The sequence below is a fragment of the Rhizobium sp. WSM1274 genome, from assembly GCF_025200775.1.
GTDB lineage: Bacteria > Pseudomonadota > Alphaproteobacteria > Rhizobiales > Rhizobiaceae > Rhizobium > Rhizobium leguminosarum_I.
In genome coordinates this window covers 4,894,850-4,914,092 of the sequence record NZ_CP104138.1, presented here as the reverse complement: position 1 = coordinate 4,914,092, position 19,243 = coordinate 4,894,850, and the positions used below count along the sequence as shown (strand labels likewise).

The following is a 19,243-nucleotide window of genomic DNA, read 5'->3' as shown; positions in this document are numbered from 1 at the left end:
AATGCCGCCTTTCAATTCCACCGGGCGGCATCCGCTAATACGGCCGCCCGATCATCCCCGCTTTGGCGGGCTGACGGATCCTCATGAGCCGCTCGCCTGCCGGTTCACTCAAACACTGCCCCATAAGGGACCGGCGCAGAACTCCGTTGCAGGTGGCGCGCTCATGCGGCAACCTTCATCGGCTTTCCGTGCCAGGCTGGCGGTCGAACCTCGTTTTCGGCCGACCAGCCCGAACGCAATATAACTTTAACCTTCTCCGCTGGCCTCGCCTTAAACGTGTGGCCAATGAAGGCACAAAACATCCCCGCTCCGTAACAGCCACGTTACGGCTCAAATCCGTCGAGTGCTTGAAAAAACGGAAGCGCAAGGCTCCGTAACAAAAGGCACAAACTCATCGCCCTGCCGACGTGGCAGTTAAAACCGAGCCTCTGCAGGTGATGTCCGCGCCCTTTGTTGGAAGCCATTTAGGCAGGATCAAACGGCAATATCAACGATGAATTTTACGCAAAATTAACAGGCGGGCATTGACTCCGCCTGCCCTTTTCGGGCGTCACACCAGCGTCAAAAAAGAATCGCAGTTGAATCAAAGAGATTCCCCCGTTCGGGCTATTTTGACACGCATTGAAAGAAAAAAAATAAAATCCTCTTGACTCCCCTGTGGTCCCGGAAGCTTGGGGCAGAGTCGCGCGGCGTGAAAGCATCCTTGCGCAAGCCATTGTTTTTAAAGATTATTTCCTGTCATGGCGCTGACACGAAACAGTCGTGAGATTAACCATGCAGGGCCGATCGGCGGAATCGAAAAAGCCCGGTAAAATTACCGGGCTAATCATAAAGAAGAAGTTGTTAATGGAAGATTACGCGGTCGTGGTGACCGAAAGAGCCTTCACACGAGCGGCCAGGCGCGAGACCTTGCGCGATGCCGTGTTGGCATGCAGCACACCCTTGCTGGCGGCGCGGGCAAGCTCGGGCTGAGCAGCCAGGAAAGCTTCCTTCGCCTTGGCGGCATCACCGGATGCGATGGCCTCTTCGACCTGGCGAACGAAAGTACGAACGCGCGAGCGACGAGCCTTATTGACGTCGGTACGGCGGGCGATCTTGCGGGTCGCTTTTTTCGCCGAAGTTGTATTGGCCATGGATGCCTCTCTCAAGAATTCGAACAAACTCCGCCATTACCGCGGGCCCTGCGGCCACAAAATCCAGCAATGCGGGAGCAATCGCGGAAAACCAAACCGGCTTTCCGAACCGTGGGCGGGCATATAACTCTAAAGCCGGCCCACGTCAACGCGGATTTTCAAGCTTTACCGCTGGCAACCGCCGAAAAGCATTCAACGGTGCGTAAAAGCCGGTTTGCGCTTCTCGACGAAGGCCGCCATACCTTCTTTCTGGTCGTCCGTGGCAAAGAGACTGTGAAACAGGCGGCGCTCGAAACGCAAGCCCTCCTCCAGCGTCGTCTCGAATGCGCGGTTGACCGCCTCCTTGGCCATCATCACCGAGGGACGCGAAAGCGAAGCGATCTTTTCGGCCGCGGCAAAAGCCTCGTCGAGCAGACGCTCGGGGGCCACCACACGCGAAACGAGTCCCGATCGTTCGGCTTCCGCCGCATTCATCATCCGGCCGGTCAGGATAAGATCCATCGCCTTCGCCTTGCCGACGGCGCGCGTCAGCCGCTGCGAACCGCCCATGCCGGGAATGACGCCCAGGGTAATTTCCGGCTGGCCGAATTTCGCCGTCTCCGAGGCGATGATGAAATCGCACATCATGGCGAGCTCACAGCCGCCGCCGAGCGCAAAACCGCTGACCGCAGCGATCACCGGCTTGCGCGCCTTGGCGACCTCATCCCAGCCGCTGATGAAATCACTCTTATAGATATCGGCGAACTCAAGCGGCTGCATCTCCTTGATATCGGCGCCGGCGGCAAAGGCGCGCTCGGAGCCGGTCAGCACGATCGCCCCGACCGTCTGGTCGGCGTGGAAGGCGGCATAGGCCTCTTTCAGCTCTTTCAGGACGGTGGAATTCAACGCGTTCAGCGCCTGGGGTCGGTTCAGCGTGACGAGGCCGACATTGCCTCGGGTTTCGACGATCAGGGTCTCATAGGCCATGCTCTTCTCCCGGTTTCTCACTCTTCTTCTGGCAGGCTTACTTCTGGCAGGTGGCGCAATAGAAAGTGGAGCGACCCGCCTGGACGATGCGGGCGACCGTAGCGCCGCAGCCGGGCGTGCGGCAAGCCTGACTTTCGCGATCATAGACGGAGAAGGAATGCTGGAAATAGCCGAGCGATCCGTCGGTCTGGATGTGATCACGCAGCGACGATCCGCCGGCGGCGATCGCATCGGCGATGACGTCGCGGATCGAGGCGACGAGCAGGTCGAGCTGCGCCTTCGGCCGGCCCCCTGCCGTCACCAGCGTGCCGGCGGCGCGGATCGGCGAAAGATGCGCGCGCCACAGCGCCTCGCAGACATATATATTGCCGAGACCGGCAATGTTCTTTTGATCAAGCAACGCGCTCTTCAGCGGCTGCGCCTTGTCCCGGAAGCGTTCGGCCAGATAGGCGGCGCTGAGCTCGTTTCCTGTCGGCTCCGGGCCGAGATCGCGGAAGAAGGGATGGGCTGCGAGATCGGCACGTCCCACCATATCCATGAAGCCGAAACGCCGCGGATCGTTGTAGATGACACGACGCGGGCCGCTTGCGGCTTGCAGATGGAAGACGACGTGATCGTGCTTCTCGTCCTTCGAGCGGGCATGGTGGAATTCGCCCGGCACGCCGGAGGCGGCTCCCTCCTCAATGCGGCCCTCCTCAATGCGAAAAGAACCGGACATGCCGAGATGCGAAATCAGCGTGTTGCCGTCGTCGAGATCGACCAGCAGATATTTGGCGCGGCGGCCAAGGCCAACGATGGTGCGGCCGGAAACTCTATCTGCGAAAGCGTCGGGAAAGGGGAAGCGCAGATCGCCGCGGCGCAGCTCCAGCCTGGTGATGCGGGTGGCCTCCATCGCCGGCGTCAGGCCGCGTTTCACCGTTTCGACTTCTGGCAATTCCGGCATCTTAACCCATCTATCTCTAACGTGTTTCAACCGGCGACGATGTGCGCTATAGCGCCAGTGTGCCGTGGAGAACGCGGCCCATAGATAACGTCGCGCGCGGTCTTTCGCTATGGCCGCGGCGCCCGAATCTTCAGGAACGGAGCAGTCTGATGTCAGAAAGCCGCACTTCCGCCGATGGCGGCATGGAGACCTCCTACGGCTTCCGCGAGGTGCCTGATGGCCAGAAGCAGGGCCTGGTCAACAAGGTATTCCACAAGGTCGCCAAGCGCTACGACATCATGAACGACGTCATGTCGATGGGCATGCACCGCGCCTGGAAGGACGCGATAATTTCGGCGCTGAACCCGCGCAAGGAGCCTGGCTACAAGGTGCTCGACGTTGCCGGCGGCACCGGCGACATAGCCTTCCGCATCGTCGAGGCTTCGGGCAGACAGGCGCATGCCACCGTGCTCGACATCAACGGCTCGATGCTCGGCGTCGGTGCCGAGCGGGCAGAAAAGAAGAAGCTCTCCAGCAATCTCACCTTCGTCGAGGCGAATGCCGAGGAACTGCCTTTCGATACAGGCAGCTTCGACGCCTATACGATCGCCTTCGGCATCCGCAACGTGCCGAGGATCGATGCGGCGCTGTCGGAGGCGTATCGCGTGTTGAAGCGCGGCGGGCGGCTGCTGGTGCTGGAGTTTTCCGAAGTCGATATGCCGCTTCTCGACAAGATCTACGATGCCTGGTCGTTCAATGCCATTCCGCAATTCGGCAAGGCGATCACCGGCGATGCCGAACCCTACCAATATCTGGTGGAATCGATCCGCAAGTTTCCGAACCAGGAGAATTTCGCGGCAATGATCCGCCAGGCCGGCTTTTCGCGCGTCACCTTCACCAATTATACCGGCGGCATCGCCGCACTCCATTCCGGCTGGAAGCTCTGACGCATGACGCCGAAAAGTGTAGAGCGGTTTTCGAATAGCGTCGCGCGAGAATCAAACAGAACATGAGTACTTTCGGCGCATATTTCCGCCTTTGGCGCGTCGGCTGGGTGCTCGTGCGTGAGGGTGTCGTGTCAGCCCTTCCTTCCGAAGGATTGCCGCCGCCGGTGGCGCTTGCCAAATCCTTCGTCACGATTTTCGAGCGAAGCAAGGCGCGGCATCAGAAGCGCAGCGACCGGTTGGCGAAGGCGGTCGAGCGGCTCGGCCCTTCCTATGTAAAGATCGGGCAGTTCCTGGCGACGCGGCCGGATGTCGTCGGCGTCGAATTCGCCAACGACCTGTCGCAGCTCCAGGACCGCATGGCCTTCTTTCCCTCGGCAGCCGCCAAGGCCAATATCGAAGGCTCGCTCGGGCGGCCGATCGGCGAACTCTATGCAAGCTTCGGCGATCCGATCGCCGCCGCCTCGATCGCGCAGGTGCATCCGGCCGAGGTCGACAGCGCCGAGGGCCGGAAGAAGGTCGCCGTCAAGATCGTGCGGCCCGGCGTGCGCCAGCGTTTTGCCCATGACATCGAGGCAATGTATCTCGTTGCTCATATGCAGGAGCGTTTCCTGGCGTCCAGCCGGCGGCTGCGGCCGGTCGAGGTGACGAAGACGCTGGAGCAGACGACGAAGGTGGAGATGGATCTTCGCCTGGAGGCGGCAGCCCTTTCCGAGATCGCCGAGAATACCGAAAAGGATCCCGGCTTCCGTGTGCCGAAGGTCGACTGGGAGCGTACCGGGCGCGACGTCATCACCATGGAGTGGATCGACGGCACGAGGATGTCCGATGTCGAGGGTCTGCGCGCGGCGGGCCACGATCTCAACCTGCTTGCCGATACGCTGATCCAGTCGTTCCTGCGTCATACGCTGCGCGACGGCTTCTTTCATGCCGACATGCATCCGGGCAATCTCTTCGTCGATGCGGGCGGCATGATCGTCGCTGTCGACATGGGCATCGTCGGGCGGCTGGGCAAGAAGGAACGGCGGTTCCTCGCCGAAATCCTCTATGGCTTCATCACCCGCGACTATATCCGCGTCGCCGAGGTGCATTTCGAGGCCGGCTATGTGCCCGGCCACCACAATGTCGAAAGCTTCGGCCAGGCGATCCGGGCGATCGGCGAGCCGATCCATGGACAGCCGGCCGAGACGATCTCGATGGGCAAGCTGCTGACGCTGCTGTTCGAGGTGACCGAGCTCTTCGACATGGCGACGCGTCCGGAACTGGTGATGTTGCAGAAGACCATGGTCGTGGTCGAGGGCGTATCGCGCATGCTCAATCCGCGCTTCAACATGTGGAAGGCCTCCGAGCCTGTCGTCGGTGACTGGATCCGTACCAATCTCGGACCGAAACGGATCGCCACCGATCTCAAGGACGGGCTGAAGGCGGCGGTCAAGCTCGCCGAAGCCGTGCCGGAAATTGCAGCGAAGACCGAAAAATTCCATCATCAGCTGCTGCATATGAGCGAGCACGGCTTACGTTTCGACGCTGAGACGGCGGAAGCGATCGGCAAGGCCGAGGCGCGGCACAACCGCTCGGCCAAGATTGCTTTGTGGGTTATCGCATTGACGCTTCTCTATATTGCCTGGATGCTGAGCTGACCGCCTGCCAAAAACATGCTGTGTTCGGGATTTGGGATATCCCATGTGACGGCGGGCTCGCTTAGTCTCGCAGTCAAAGCATGATGCCGAAAAGTATGAGCGGTTTTCGGGCGACGTCATGCTCTGACTCTTTAGAGCGGGATTGTTTTATGTCCGTTCATATCCGGCTTCCTTGAAGTAGTTTTGGCACTCTTTCGGCGAGACGGTTTGAAGGGTGGCTGCCAGCGCGTCGTCGATGGCCTGTCGGGTTCGAGCCTGCGCCTTGCGCAGCTCGTGCTTGATCTTGGCGAAGAGTTTTTCGATCGGATTGAGATCGGGGGAATACTGCGGCAGGAAGAACAATCTGGCGCCGGCCTTGCGGATGGCGGCACGGATAGCGCCGGCCTTGTGCGAGCCGAGATTATCCATGACGACGATGTCGCCGGGTTTGAGCTCCGGTACCAGCACCCTCTCGACATAGATGCGAAAGCGTTCGCCATTGATCGGGCCGTCGATGATCCACGGTGCGCTGACGCGGTCGGCCCTGAGGGCTGCGACAAAAGTCATGGTATTCCAGTGGCCGAAGGGCGCATGGCCCAACAGCCGTTCGCCGCGCGGCGCCCAGCCCCTGAGCGGCGTCATATTCGTCTTCGTCCAGGTTTCGTCGATAAAGACAAGGCGAGATGGATCGATGCGATGGCGATGCTTCAGCCAGCGCGCCCGCCGGGCGGCAACATCGGGCCGCTCGCGCTCGCTGGCGACCAACGTCTTTTTTATAACTCAGCCCTTCCTCATGCACGAAGGTCCGGACGGCGCTGTAATCCACTTTCAGGCCGCGCTCTCCGAGTTCCGCCACCAACCCGCGCAAGGTGAACGCCTGCATGTGGCAGCGATCGATCAACCAGACCCGATGTTTACCTGAGATCGCCCGTGGCTTGTGCCCGCCCATCTGGCCGGGAGCCGCGCTGCCCGTCTCACGCAAGCGCCGGACCCAGTCGATCGCGGTGCTGATGCCAATGCCGAAGCGCTTTGCCGCCGCTCGACACGACAGGCCCTCGCGCGTTACTGCGCCAACAACGCGTTCCCGAAGATCATCCGAAAAAGGTTTCGCCATCCAGACCGGCCTCCTGCACCGGCCAGAATGGTGAATCTGATTTGCACCAGAAAGGGAATCCCTGTTCCGATTCCGACTAAAACAATCCCGCTCTAATTGAGAACAGGATTCAGATTTTAGGCCGATCGGCCTAAAATCATCTTGTTCTAGGGAGACACAGCACATGAAGCACGAACGCCCTGGCATCGAACTTTCCGGACGACCGCTCGGTTTTGCCGAGATGGTGACGATCGGGGCGGGCAAGGCTGCGGTTTCGGCTTCGGCGACAGGCATGGCCCGCATCGCGATCGCCCGCGAGGTCGTCGAGGATGCGATTGCCTCCGGCATGCCCGTTTACGGCTCGACGACAGGCGTCGGAGCCATGAAGGACGTGGAGTGGTCGGCCGACGAACTCGACACCTTCAATCTCGGCCTGGTGCGGGCCCACCATTTCGGCACCGGCACTCCCTTTTCCTGCAATATCGTGCGCAATGCCATGGCGATCCGTATCAACACGGCGCTGACCGGCCAGGTCGGCTGCACGCCGGAATTGATCCAGGCCTATATCAGGATGCTCGAGGCCGATCTCATCCCGGTCGTGCGCCGTACCGGCTCGATCGGCTGTGCGGATATCGGTCTGATGGGACAGATCGGCGCTGTGCTGACCGGCGTCGGCGAAGCGATGTATCGCGGCAACCGGATGCAGGCGGCCGAGGCTTTCCGGGCGGCCGGGCTGGAACCGATGCGGATGGCGCCGCGCGACAGCCTCGCCTCGCTCAGCATCAATGCGGTGAGCTTTGCCTCGGCGGCGGAAACGACGCGCAATGCTGCTGCCTCGATCCGCGTCCTGCTGGCGACAGCGATGATGGCGGCCGGCGCGCTCGGTGCTTCCCGCGATCCCTGGAAGGCGGTCAGGCATGTCGGAACGGCGCGCGAGGCGTTGATCGGCGCCTGGCTTTGCAATGCCTCCGACGAATGGAACTGGCCCGTCGCAACGCATGTGCAGGATCCGCTCAGCCTGCGCATGATCGCGCAGGTGTTCGGCGCGGTGATCGAGAACCTTTTATCGACCGGCCACAAGATCCTTGCCGCCACCGGGCGCTCGGACGACAATCCCGTCGTGGTCGAAGGCCGTGTGATGACGTCGGGCGGTTCGCTTCCGCTCGATGTGACGATCCTGCTCGAATCGGCAGCACTCTGCATGGCGCATGCAGCGCGCAACGCCTTCAACCGTTGCGTCATTCTCGGCAACGGCCAGCGGCGCGACCTGCCGGTCAATCTCGTGCCGCCGGGGCGGATTGCCACCGGTTTCGGGCCGATCATCAAACTTGCCGGCGAGATCTTCTCGCGTGTGCTGTCGATGTCCAATCCCGTGTCGGCCCAGTCGCTGGTCGTTGCGGCCGGGCTGGAGGACGAAGCTGCCTTTTTGCCGCTCGTTATCGAGCGTTTCGACCGGCAGATGCGGGCGCTGAAGCGCCTTGCAGCCCTCGAGGCGCTGCTGTCTGCCCAGGCAATCGACATTCTCGGCGATGAGCCGAAGGGCGTCGCCGCCATGCTCTATGAGGTCGTGCGCAAACATGCGGATTTCTATACGGTCGACCGGCCGCTTTCGGCTGAGGTCGAGGCAATTGAGGAGGAACTTGGTTCGGACGACTTCGTTTCGAAGCTGACCGATCAGGTTCCGATCGCGTCCTTCGACGATTTCTTCGCCCTTGCGTCGCAGGAGCGTGTCGAGGAGCGGCTGACCAGCTAAATTAAAGAGTTAGAGCATGATGCCGTCCGAAAACCGCTCACACTTCTCGACATCATGCTCCAGCCGGCAGTCTGATCCAGTTTAGGGAGGAAGCGGCATGGATTTCGATCTCGTTTTGCAGGGCACGGTGGTGCTGCCGGACCGCATTCTCGACGAGGGTTATGTCGCCGTGCGCGACGGCAAAATCGCTGAAGTCGGCCTCGGCGTGCCGCCTGCGGGCCGCGAACGGCATCTGCTCGGAAAAGCGCTGATCCTGCCCGGTGCGATCGACGCCCAGGTGCATTCGCTTTCCCAAAAAGACCAGGAAGATTTCCTCTGGTCGACGCGATCGGCAGCGGCCGGCGGCGTGACGACGATTGTCGACATGCCCTATGACGAGGGCAATCTCGTCTGCTCGGCAGCGGCGGTGAAGCGGAAGATCGACCACGCCGGTCCGCAGGCGCGCGTCGATTTCGCGCTTTACGGCACCGTCGATCCGGAAGAAGGCCCCGCACGGATCCGTGAAATGGTGGAGGCAGGCGTTGCGGCCTTCAAATTCTCGACATTCGGTACCGACCCCAAGCGCTTTCCGCGCATTCCGCCGGCCCTGCTCGACGCCTGCTTTGCGGCAATCGCGCCAACGGGACTGACGGCGGGCGTGCATAATGAAGACGAGGAGGCGGTGCGCACTTACATAGAACAGGTGGAGGCGAGCGACATCTCTGATTGGCGGGCGCACGGCCTGTCACGACCGCCGATCACCGAGCTGCTGGCGATGCATACGATCTTCGAGACGGGCGCTCATACCGGCTGCCCGGCACATGTGGTGCATTGCTCGCTCGGGCGCGGCTACGATATTGCGCGCGCCTATCGCCGCGACGGCTTTGCGGCGACGGTGGAATGCTGCATCCACTATCTGACGCTCGACGAGGAAAACGACGTGAAGCGCCTTGGCGGCAAGGCGAAGATCAATCCGCCCGTGCGGTCGCGCGCCGAGGTGGAGACGCTCTGGCGGAAGGTGGCCGAGGGCGATGTCTGGCTGGTTTCGACCGATCACGTCAGCTGGTCGGAAAACCGCAAGACCAATCCCGACATGCTCGCCAATGCCTCCGGCGTTCCCGGTCTCGAGGTGATGGTGTCGCTTTTCGTCAAAGGTGCCACCGAACGCGGCATTCCGTTGACATGGGCAGCCAGGCTGATGGCGGAGAACCCGGCGAAGCATTTCCGGCTCGACCATATCAAGGGCGCGCTGACCCCGGGCAAGGATGCCGATATTGTCGTGCTCGAGCCGCGCGACAGCGTCTATGACGCCGCCGCGAGCGGCAACAATGTCGTCGGCTGGAGCCCCTATAACGGCATCCGCCTGCCCTGGACCGTCTCGGCCACCTACCTCAGCGGCGAAAAGATCGCCGAGGGTGCCAAGGTGCTGGCCAAGCCCGGCACCGGCAGGTTCGTGCGGCCGCTGCCGCGCCAAGTCATTGCGGGAGCTGAAGCATGAGCCGCAATCTACCCGTCAATGCGGGCCGGATCGCTGAAGATATCGAGGCGCTGGCCGGGATCACCGAGCCGGGGCATCCCTGGACGCGGCGGGCCTTCTCGCCGCTCTTCCTCGACGGCAGGGCCTATATCGAAGCGCGGATGAAGGCGGCGGGACTGGAAACGCGGATCGATGCCGCCGGCAATCTGGTCGGCCGGCGGACAGGCCGGAAGCCGTGGCTCGGCACGATCATGGCCGGCTCGCATTCCGACACGGTGCCGGACGGCGGCCGCTTTGACGGCATTGCCGGGGTAATTGCGGCGCTGGAGGTGGTGCGCGCGCTTCGCGATCAGAATATCGAGCTCGATCACCATCTCGAAATCGTCGACTTCCTTGCTGAGGAGGTCAGCATCTTCGGCGTGTCCTGCATCGGCAGCCGCGGCATGACCGGCCAACTGCCGGAGGCCTGGCTTTCGCGTGTCAGCGACGGGCGCGACCTGGCCGAGGGCATCGCCGAGGTCGGTGGCCGACCCGACGTGCTGATGCAGCAGAACAGACCCGATATAGCGGGCTTTCTCGAGCTTCATATCGAACAAGGCCCGGTGCTCGAAGCCGAAAAGGAGGATGTTGGGATCGTCACTGCGATATCGGGCATCACCCGCATCGAGATCACCGTCGAAGGGCGGGCCGACCACGCCGGCACGACGCCGATGGACCGCCGGGCGGACGCACTGGTGGCGGCGTCACAGCTGGTGCTCGACATCCGCAATGCCGCCGCCGAGCTTGCCAAAACGCCGGGGCATTTCGCAGCGACGGTTGGCGAATTCAGGATCGAGCCGAACGCCGCCAATGTCGTGCCTTCGAAGGTGGTGCTGCTGATCGATGGCCGTGCCGAAAGCCGCGCCGACATGCAGGCATTCTGCCGCTGGCTCGACGGCCATGTCGAAAAGCTGGCGGGGGCCTATGGCGTGACGATCAAAACGCCGAACCGGGTTTCCGACAATCAGCCGACACCTGGCGATGCCGGGCTGCTGTCGATCTTGGAGGCTGCCTGCGAACGGGTCGGCGCGAAACATCGGCGCATGGCCTCCGGCGCAGGGCATGATACGGCCTGGATCGCCAAGGTGGCGCCGGCGGCGATGATCTTCGTGCCCTGCCGGGACGGCCGCAGCCATTCGGCCGACGAGTGGGCAGACAATGACGATATCGCACTCGGCGCCGCCGTGCTTTTCGAGGCGGTGCGCGAGATGGACAAGGGCTTGATTGACGGGGGCTTGATTGACAGGGGCTTGATTGACAGGGGCTTGAATCAGGAGAAGGCGAATGGGACGCATACTCGTTGAGAAGGACGTGGAAGCTGCCGTCAAGGGCGGCTCCGTCTATGCCGCCGGCGGCGGCGGCTGGGCCGATCACGGGCGGATGCTTGGGCTTGCCGCCGTCAATGTCGGCAAGCCGGAGCTTGTCTCGATCGACGAATTGCAGGACGAGGACTGGATTGCGACCGCAGCCGCGATCGGCGCACCGGCCTCCACGACGCCCTGGGAAATGCAGGGCATCGACTATGTGAAGGCGGTGCAATTGCTGCAGGAGGCGCTCGGCGAAAAGCTTTCCGGGCTGATCATCGGCCAGAACGGCAAATCCTCGACGCTGAACGGCTGGTTGCCGTCGGCAATCCTCGGCACCAAGGTGGTCGACGCGGTCGGCGACATCCGCGCGCATCCGACAGGCGACATGGGGTCGATCGGCATGGCCGGTTCGCCCGAGCCGATGATCCAGACCGCTGTCGGCGGCAATCGCGCTGAGAACCGTTACATCGAGCTGGTGGTGAAAGGGGCGACGGCAAAGATCTCGCCGGTGCTGCGCGCCGCCGCCGACCAATCCGGCGGCTTCATCGCCAGCTGCCGCAATCCGCTCCGGGCCTCCTATGTCCGCAGCCATGCGGCGCTCGGCGGCATCTCGATGGCGCTTGCACTCGGCGAGGCGATCATCGCGGCGGAGAAGCGCGGCGGATCTGCCGTCATCGACGCGATCTGCAAGACGACGGGCGGACATATCCTTGCCGAGGGCGTCATTACCCGCAAGGACGTCGTCTACACCAAGGAAGCCTTCGACATCGGTACGATCACCGTCGGCGCGGGCGAAAAATCGGTGACGCTGCATGTGATGAACGAATATATGGCGGTGGACGATGCGGATGGCAAAAGGCTTGCGACCTTCCCCGCGGTGATCACCACGCTTTCACCGGAGGGCGAGCCGCTCAGCGTCGGCCAACTCAAGGAGGGCATGCATGTCTTCATCCTGCATGTGCCGATGGAGATCATTCCGCTATCGGCAAGCGTGCTCGATCCAACCGTCTATCCTGTCGTCGAAAAGGCGATGGGGATCGAGATCGCACGTTATGCACTGGCAACGAGGGCCTGAGCCGTGGCGCGTGATCCAGGCCTTGAAGAACTGATGCGTGAGGAACTCGGCGTGGCCGGGTCTTGCCGAAAAATCCATGTTCGGCGGCTGGGCCTTCATGCTGAACGGCAATCTTCTCTGCTGCGCGCGCCATGACGGCATGCTGATCCGTCTCGGCAAGGGCAATGACGGCTGGGCGCTGGCACTGCCAGGCGTGATCCAGATGCTGTCGGGCGAACGGGTGATGCATGGCTGGGTGCGAGGCGGTGCCGAAGTTTACGGCGACGATGCCCTGAGACGGCGTCTGCTCGATGCGGCGCTCGCCTATGTGGAATCGCTGCCGAGCAAGTAGCAAAACGAGGAACCCACGATGCCGAAGGCCAATCCACGTCATCCGAAATTTCCGATTCCCGGCGGACCGGAGCTGCGCGCCAAGGGCTGGCGGCAGGAAGCGCTGTTGCGGCTGCTCGAAAATGTGCTGTCCGTCGGCGAGGACCCCGACAATCTGATCGTCTATGCCGCGCTCGGCAAGGCGGCCCGCAACTGGGCGGCGCACAAGGGCATCGTCAAGACGCTGACCGAGATGGACGAGGACCAGACGCTGCTCATCCAGTCCGGCAAGCCGATCGGGCTGGTGCGCACCCATGCCAAGGCGCCGCTTGTTATCATGGCGAACTGCAATATTGTCGGGCAATGGGCAAAGGCCGAAGTGTTCTACGAGCTGCAGCGCAAGGGGCTGATCTGCTGGGGCGGGCTGACCGCCGGCGCCTGGCAATATATCGGCAGCCAAGGCGTCATCCAGGGCACCTACGAGATCTTCATGCGCATCGCCGAGCGGCGCTTCGGCGGCGATCTCCTCGGGCGGTTCGTGCTGACGGCCGGCCTCGGCGGCATGGGCGGGGCGCAGCCGCTCGCCGGCCGTATGGCAGGCGCTGCGATCCTCTGCGTGGACATAGACCCGGAACGCGCCCGCAAGCGCCAGCAGATCGGCTATCTCCAGGAAATCGCACCCGATCTCGATACCGCCCTTCAGTTGATCGATGCGGCGGTGAAGGACAGGCGGGCGCTGTCCGTCGGCCTCGTCGGCAATGCGGCGGAGGTCTATCCGGAAATCGCCCGGCGCGGCATCGTGCCTGATATCGTCACCGACCAGACCTCGGCGCATGACCTCGTCTACGGTTACGTGCCGAAGGGCATGAACCTCGATCAGGTCAAGGGCCTGCGCGACGATGGCCAGGGCCAGTTGATGGCGGCAAGCCGCGCCTCGATCGTCGAGCATGTGACGGCGATGCTGGAATTCCAGAAGCGCGGCTCGGAAGTCTTCGACAACGGCAATCTGATCCGCACGCAGGCCAAGGAGGGCGGCGTTGCGAATGCCTTCGATATTCCAATTTTCACCGAAGCCTATCTGAGGCCGCTGTTCGCCCGGGCGATCGGCCCATTCCGCTGGATGGCGCTATCGGGCGAGGAGAGCGATATCGCCCGGATCGACGATTTGCTGCTCGAGATGTTCCCTGACAACAAGATCATCACCAACTGGATCCGGCTGGCGCGCGAGCACGTGCCCTTCGAGGGGCTACCGGCACGGATCGCCTGGCTCGGCCATGGCGAACGCACGGCACTCGCAAGGCGTGTCAATGCGCTGGTTGCAAGCGGCGAACTCAAAGGCCCGGTTGCCTTCTCCCGTGACCATCTCGACGCCGGCGCCATGGCGCATCCGAATATCATGACCGAGCGAATGAAGGACGGCTCCGATGCGATCGCCGACTGGCCGCTGATCGATGCGATGATGCTCTGCTCGTCGATGGCCGATCTGGTCGTCGTCCATTCCGGCGGCGGCGGTTACGCCGGCTACATGACGAGCTGCGGTGTCACCGTCGTCGCCGACGGCACGGACCCCGCCGACGAACGGCTCGACCATGCGCTGACCAACGATACCGCGCTCGGCGTCATGCGTTACGCCGATGCCGGTTACGAGGAGGCGCTTGATGAGGTGGCAAAGAAGGACGTGCCCTATATCCGGCTTGGTTGATGTGCGGGAGGCGGACGTCAAGCGATCAGATTGGAGACTTCGAGGAGGTTGCCGTCGGGGTCCCTGAAATAGACCGAGCGCAAACGCCCAGTCGCACCGGTGCGTTCGACCGGGCCCTCTTCGATTGCAACGTCCGCGGCCTGTAGATCAGCGATGACATCGGCAAGCGGCGTCTCGGCGATGAAGCAGAGGTCGCCGGAGCCGGCTGTGGGATGTCTCGCCTTGGGATCGAATTCGCGGCCGGCCTGATGCAGGTTGATCTTCTGCCCGCCGAATTTCAGTGCCTTGCGGCCTTCCGCGAAGGTTTCGACCGACATGCCGAGGATGCGGGAATAGAAATCGCAGGTGATCGCGATATCGGCGACGGTCAGCACGAGATGGTCGAGGCGGTCTATGCGGATCATGCTTTTCTCCTCGCAAGGCGCTGGGCGACACAGGCGGAGATAAAGGCCAGCGCCAGCATGGCAAGGGTGAAGATAACGACGGCGGCCCAGCCTTCAATCGCGAAGAACCACCCGCCCGCCGAACCCATGAGGCTGGAGCCGACATAATAGGCGAGCATATAGAGCGACGAGGCGTGGCCTTTGGTGCCATGCGCCAACTTGCCGACAAGGCCACTGGCGATGGAATGGCTCATGAAGAAGCCGGTCGTGAGCACTATTATACCGAGGATGATGACCGGGAGCGAGGCAAAGAGCGTCAACGCGCTGCCGGCGGCAGTGAGCGCCAGACCGAAGAGAAGCACGGAAAAATGCCCGATCCGGTCTCCGAGCAGACCGCCGATCGAAGAGGCGCCGATGCCGAAGAGATAGACAGTGAAGATCAGGCCGAGTTCGGTCTGGTTGAGGCCGTAGGGCGGCGCCACCAGGCGGAAACCGGCATAGTTATAGATCGTCACGAAGGAGCCCATCGCCAGGAAAGCTATGGCGAAGATGAAGGGCAGCGCCGGATTGGTGAGATGGCCAAGCCAGGCTTTTGCATGAAAGCGCGGATCGAAGCCCGGCCTGCGGACGAAATTGCGTGACGGCGGCAAGAGGGCGATGAAGCCGATCGCGGCGGCAAGGCCAATGGCGCCGATGAGAAAAAGCGCCGGACGCCAGGTGAGATATTCGGCGAAGATACCGGTCAGCACGCGGCCGGACATGCCGCCGAAGGCCGTGCCGCCGACATTAAGGCCCATGGTGGCGCCAAGACCGCGCGGATCGATTTCCTCGGCGAGATAGGCCATGGCGACGGCCGGCACGCCGCCGAGAACGAGGCCTTGGAGAGCGCGGATGACGAGGAGCAAGTGCCAGTTCGGGGCAAAGGCGGTGGCAATGGTCAGCAATGCCGCCCCAACCAGCGATATCGACATCAGGCTGCGGCGGCCAAGGCCTTCCGAGACGGCGGCGGCGCAGACGATGGCAACCGCCAGGAAACCGGTGGAGAGCGACAGCGACAGCGAGCTTTCGGCCGGGCTGACGGCGAATTGCTGCGAGAAAATCGGCAGCAGCGGCTGGACGCAATAGAGCAGCGAAAAGGTGGAGAAGCCGGAGAGGAAGAGTGCCAGGCTGGCGCGGCGATAGGCGCCCGTTCCGTGGGTCAGGTATTGCTTCTGCCCTGGGATTGCGGCTGTCTCGGCGGTCTTCATTGCATGCGCTGACGTCGGCATATCTCATCCTTCCGACCTTCGATCTAGTCAACGCCACTCCATTTGTCCAATATATGAAACTGGCGATTTCGATAGGTTTTGGAGATGACGATCGAGCTGCGGCACTTGCGATATTTCCTGGTGGCGGAAGAAGGCAACTTCACCCGTGCCGCCGGCAAACTCGGCATCGGGCAGCCGCCGCTCAGCCAGTAGATCCGCGATCTGGAGAGGAAGACGATGTCGTGCTCGCTTGCCGCGGGCGGGGTTCGAGCTGGCCGTGGCGCAGGAGGCGCCGCAGATTTCCTTCTCGTGCCGCCGATCTCGACGTCTCGATCGTGCCGGCCGCCATTTCGCAGATGAAGCTCGAAGGTGCCGCCTACCGGCCGATCGAGGGGCCGCCGGCCGTGGCGGCCTGGCGCTGGCAATGCTGAAAACACATCGCTCGCCGGTCACCGAGAACCTGATCAGCTTGCTGAGCTAGCTAAAGCGCGTCGCGATCTTTCAGATTCGCTCTTCGCGCTTTAGGTCTTTGTTTTGCGCATGTCGTTTCCGCAAAACCGCTGCACACTTTTGCGCGACATGCTCTAACCCACCGGATCCCAATAGGGCGGATCACCAAAACTCTTCTTCAGATGATCGGCGATGGCGCGGAGCTTGGCGGAGGGATTTCGGCCTTCGGGATGGGCCATGTAGATGAATTCGGCCTCAGGCTTGTGGCCGACATCGATTTCGGCAAGCCGGCCCTCGCGGATGGCCGGGCCGGCGATGAAGGCCGGCAGCAGCGCGATGCCGAGCCCGGCAATCGCGGCGTCGCGGAGCATGTCGCCATTGTTGATGCCGAGCGCCGGTTTCGCGCGCACGACGATTGCGCCCTCTGGTGTCTGGAAGCGCCAGTCGGCAACGCCGCGATTGGTGTAGAAGATGCCGCGATGGCTGTTGAGATCATCAAGCGACGACGGAATTCCCTGGCGGGCGAGATAATCCGGCGAGGCGCAGAGAAGACGGCGGCTGCGCGTGAGTTTCCAGGCGACCAGCCGGCTGTCGGCGATCGCGCCGTTGCGGATGATGGCATCATAACCGTCCGAGGCGGCATCGACCCGCCGGTCATCGATGTCGAGGGTCAGTTCGATCTCGGGATGTTCGGCAAGAAAAGGATAGAGCGCCGGGCCGAGATGCATGCGGCCGAAGGTGACGGGGGCGGCGATGCGGATCGGGCCGGACAGCGTTCCGCGCCGCTCGGCCATATCTGCGGCGGCCTCCTCGATCTCGCGCACGATGCGCGCGGCGCGCTCCAGGAAGACCGCGCCATCCTCCGTCAAGGTGAGCTTGCGGGTCGTTCGGTGCAGCAGCATGCCGCCCAGCGACTTCTCCAGTTCGGTCAGCCTTTCGCTGACGACGGATTTGGACAGCCGCAGGCGCCGGGCCGCCTCGCTGACCGAGCCCGCCTCAACCACGGCGACGAAAGCCGCAATACCTTCGATCCTGATCATCGTTCGGCTTTTCCGAATTCGAGTTCCCCGATCTGGAGACTAATCCGAACGAAAGGAAAATGCCATCTTCCCTTCATCGAAAGGGACGGCAGGGGCCGCCTCACCTTAAACGCAGGAGATGGAACCATGAACCGCTTGAACAACAAGGTCGCGATCGTCACCGGCGCAAGCTCCGGTATCGGCCGCGCCACGGCAAAGCTCTTCGCCGCCGAAGGCGCCAAGATCGTCGTCGGCGCCCGCCGCGAGCGCGAACTCGACAGCCTTGTCGCGGAGATCAAGGCAGAGGGCGGCGACGCCATCGCCATTGCCGGCGACGTGCGCTCGGAAGACTATCACAAGGCGCTGGTCGCTGCCGCCGTGACGAATTACGGCAAGCTCGACATCGCCTTCAACAATGCCGGCACGCTCGGCGAAGCCGGTCCGAGCACCGCCGTTTCGGAAGCAGGCTTCAGCGAGGCGCTGGCGATCAATCTGGCGGCCTCCTTCCTCGCCGCCAAGCACCAGATCGGCACAATGGTGGAGAATGGCGGCGGCTCGGTGATCTTCACCTCGACCTTCGTCGGCTACAGCTTCGCTTTTCCGGGCGTTGCCGCCTATGCCGCCAGCAAATCCGGCCTGATCGGCCTGACGCAGGCGCTTGCCGCCGAATTCGGCCAGCAGGGCGTGCGCGTCAATGCCATCCTGCCGGGTGCTGTTGATACCGACATGTATCGGGACATGAACGACACGCCTGAGAAGCAGGCCTTCGTCACCAATCTGCATGCGCTGAAGCGTGTCGCGACACCCGAAGAACTTGCCCGCTCGGTTCTCTATCTCGCCTCCGACGATGCGAGCTTCGTCACCGGGACGGCCTCGCTGGTCGACGGCGGCGGTTCGATCACCCGCACCTGAGACGGCGCGGCGCGATTATCCGCTGCCGGTTGATGATCCTTCAACGCGCCGGCTTATCGCGCCGCCTTTTTCAGGGCATTCTCCCAACAACGGGCCGCGGCCCAAAATTCGATCAAAGGAACGTCATCATGTCACGCCTGCAAAACAAGACAGCCCTCATCACCGGCGGCACCAGCGGCATCGGTCTCGAGACCGCCCGCCAATTCATCGCCGAGGGCGCCCGCGTCGTCGTTACCGGCAGCAGCGCGGCAAGCGTCGAGGCGGCCCGCGCCGAACTTGGCGGCGAAGCCACCGTCATCCAGGCCGATGCCGGCAATGCGGTCGGCCAGAAGGCCGTCGCCGATAGCGTGAGAGAGGTTTTCGGCACGCTCGACATCCTCTTCGTCAACGCCGGGGTCGCCGAATTCGGGCCGCTGGAACAGTGGAGCGAAGCCGCCTTCGACAAGTCGGTTGATATCAACGTCAAAGGACCGTTCTTCCTGATTCAGGCGCTGCTGCCGATTTTTTCGAAGCAGGCCGCGATCGTGCTCAACACCTCGATCAACGCCCATATCGGCATGCCGAACTCCAGCGTCTATTCGCTGACGAAGGGCGCGCTGCTGACGCTTGCCAAAACATTGTCGGGCGAACTCATCGGCCGCGGCATCCGCGTCAACGCCGTCAGCCCCGGTCCGATCGCCACGCCGCTCTACAGCAAGCTCGGTGCTTCGGAAGCCCAATCCAAGGCGATGGCCGAGCAGATCCAGGCCCAGATCCCCGTCGGCCGCTTCGGAAATCCCGGCGAAGTCGCCAAGACGATCGTCTTCCTCGCCTCCGATGAGGCGGCCTATATCGTCGGCAGCGAACTCATCATCGACGGCGGGATGAGCAACCTCTGACCCGACGAAGATGACAGCTGACGTCATGAACGGGGC

Annotated in this window: 16 protein-coding genes and 3 pseudogenes; 12 read left to right on the top strand and 7 right to left on the bottom strand. The window is 62.6% G+C overall.

Features of this window, described 5'->3' with window-relative positions:
- Positions 1-854: 854 nt before the first annotated feature.
- From rpsT to mutM, 3 genes are all read right to left on the bottom strand, one after another.
- Positions 855-1,133, bottom strand: a complete 279-nt coding sequence (rpsT, locus tag N2600_RS24230; RefSeq protein ID WP_003556028.1) for a 30S ribosomal protein S20 — start codon at positions 1,131-1,133, stop codon at positions 855-857.
- 192 nt (positions 1,134-1,325) lie between these two features.
- Positions 1,326-2,099: an enoyl-CoA hydratase gene (locus tag N2600_RS24225; RefSeq protein ID WP_260109923.1), complete on the bottom strand. Its 774-nt coding sequence runs from the start codon at positions 2,097-2,099 to the stop codon at positions 1,326-1,328.
- A gap of 37 nt (positions 2,100-2,136) precedes the next feature.
- A complete protein-coding gene (mutM, locus tag N2600_RS24220; RefSeq protein WP_260109922.1) occupies positions 2,137-3,042 on the bottom strand; it encodes a bifunctional DNA-formamidopyrimidine glycosylase/DNA-(apurinic or apyrimidinic site) lyase in 906 nt (301 codons plus the stop codon).
- Between the two features lie 149 nt (positions 3,043-3,191).
- Between mutM and ubiE the strand changes: the two genes are divergently transcribed.
- Together ubiE and ubiB are read left to right on the top strand one after the other, a co-directional pair.
- Positions 3,192-3,968: a bifunctional demethylmenaquinone methyltransferase/2-methoxy-6-polyprenyl-1,4-benzoquinol methylase UbiE gene (ubiE, locus tag N2600_RS24215; protein ID WP_222292450.1), complete on the top strand. Its 777-nt coding sequence runs from the start codon at positions 3,192-3,194 to the stop codon at positions 3,966-3,968.
- A gap of 62 nt (positions 3,969-4,030) precedes the next feature.
- Positions 4,031-5,605, top strand: a complete 1,575-nt coding sequence (ubiB, locus tag N2600_RS24210; RefSeq protein WP_222292447.1) for a 2-polyprenylphenol 6-hydroxylase — start codon at positions 4,031-4,033, stop codon at positions 5,603-5,605.
- Between the two features lie 147 nt (positions 5,606-5,752).
- Here the strand turns inward: ubiB and N2600_RS24205 are convergent.
- Positions 5,753-6,698, bottom strand: a protein-coding gene (locus N2600_RS24205; RefSeq protein WP_222282285.1) for an IS630 family transposase whose coding sequence is annotated in 2 segments (ribosomal slippage) — positions 5,753-6,358 and positions 6,360-6,698 — 945 coding nt in all. Because the reading frame shifts where the segments join, the coding sequence is not laid out codon by codon here.
- Positions 6,699-6,861: 163 nt separating this feature from the next.
- On the opposite strand from N2600_RS24205, the gene N2600_RS24200 reads away from it, so the two are divergent.
- From N2600_RS24200 to N2600_RS24175, 6 genes and pseudogenes are all read left to right on the top strand, one after another.
- On the top strand, positions 6,862-8,430 hold the full coding sequence (locus N2600_RS24200) for an aromatic amino acid lyase (protein ID WP_222387242.1): 1,569 nt from the start codon (positions 6,862-6,864) through the stop codon (positions 8,428-8,430).
- A gap of 97 nt (positions 8,431-8,527) precedes the next feature.
- On the top strand, positions 8,528-9,907 hold the full coding sequence (locus tag N2600_RS24195; RefSeq protein WP_222387241.1) for a dihydroorotase: 1,380 nt from the start codon (positions 8,528-8,530) through the stop codon (positions 9,905-9,907).
- Positions 9,904-11,229: a Zn-dependent hydrolase gene (locus N2600_RS24190; protein ID WP_260297614.1), complete on the top strand. Its 1,326-nt coding sequence runs from the start codon at positions 9,904-9,906 to the stop codon at positions 11,227-11,229. Before N2600_RS24195 ends, N2600_RS24190 begins: the two co-directional genes overlap by 4 nt.
- Entirely contained in the window at positions 11,210-12,307 is a 1,098-nt protein-coding gene (locus tag N2600_RS24185) for a DUF917 domain-containing protein (RefSeq protein ID WP_222387239.1), read from the top strand. Before N2600_RS24190 ends, N2600_RS24185 begins: the two co-directional genes overlap by 20 nt.
- Positions 12,308-12,310: 3 nt before the next feature.
- Positions 12,311-12,638 (top strand): annotated as a pseudogene (locus tag N2600_RS24180) (TfoX/Sxy family protein).
- A gap of 18 nt (positions 12,639-12,656) precedes the next feature.
- Entirely contained in the window at positions 12,657-14,318 is a 1,662-nt protein-coding gene (locus N2600_RS24175) for a urocanate hydratase (protein WP_260297613.1), read from the top strand.
- Positions 14,319-14,335: 17 nt separating this feature from the next.
- On the opposite strand, the gene N2600_RS24170 is transcribed toward N2600_RS24175, so the two are convergent.
- Together N2600_RS24170 and N2600_RS24165 are read right to left on the bottom strand one after the other, a co-directional pair.
- Complete coding sequence (locus N2600_RS24170) at positions 14,336-14,722, bottom strand: VOC family protein (RefSeq protein WP_222387237.1); 387 nt, start codon at positions 14,720-14,722, stop codon at positions 14,336-14,338.
- Positions 14,719-15,969, bottom strand: coding sequence for an MFS transporter (locus tag N2600_RS24165; RefSeq protein WP_260297612.1), 1,251 nt, complete (start codon positions 15,967-15,969; stop codon positions 14,719-14,721). Before N2600_RS24165 ends, N2600_RS24170 begins: the two co-directional genes overlap by 4 nt.
- 90 nt (positions 15,970-16,059) lie before the next feature.
- Here N2600_RS24165 and N2600_RS24160 point away from each other — a divergent pair.
- A pseudogene (locus N2600_RS24160) lies at positions 16,060-16,158 on the top strand (LysR family transcriptional regulator); the annotation flags it as partial.
- 23 nt (positions 16,159-16,181) lie between these two features.
- A pseudogene (locus tag N2600_RS24155) lies at positions 16,182-16,429 on the top strand (LysR family transcriptional regulator); the annotation flags it as partial.
- 103 nt (positions 16,430-16,532) lie between these two features.
- Here N2600_RS24155 and N2600_RS24150 read toward each other — a convergent pair.
- Complete coding sequence (locus N2600_RS24150) at positions 16,533-17,438, bottom strand: LysR family transcriptional regulator (RefSeq protein ID WP_260297610.1); 906 nt, start codon at positions 17,436-17,438, stop codon at positions 16,533-16,535.
- A 126-nt stretch (positions 17,439-17,564) separates the two neighbouring features.
- Between N2600_RS24150 and N2600_RS24145 the strand changes: the two genes are divergently transcribed.
- Complete coding sequence (locus N2600_RS24145) at positions 17,565-18,329, top strand: SDR family oxidoreductase (RefSeq protein ID WP_260297609.1); 765 nt, start codon at positions 17,565-17,567, stop codon at positions 18,327-18,329.
- 128 nt (positions 18,330-18,457) lie between these two features.
- Positions 18,458-19,207 carry an SDR family oxidoreductase gene (locus N2600_RS24140; RefSeq protein ID WP_260109916.1) on the top strand — a complete coding sequence of 250 codons (750 nt, stop codon included), beginning with the start codon at positions 18,458-18,460 and terminating at the stop codon, positions 19,205-19,207.
- Positions 19,208-19,243 lie beyond the last annotated feature (36 nt).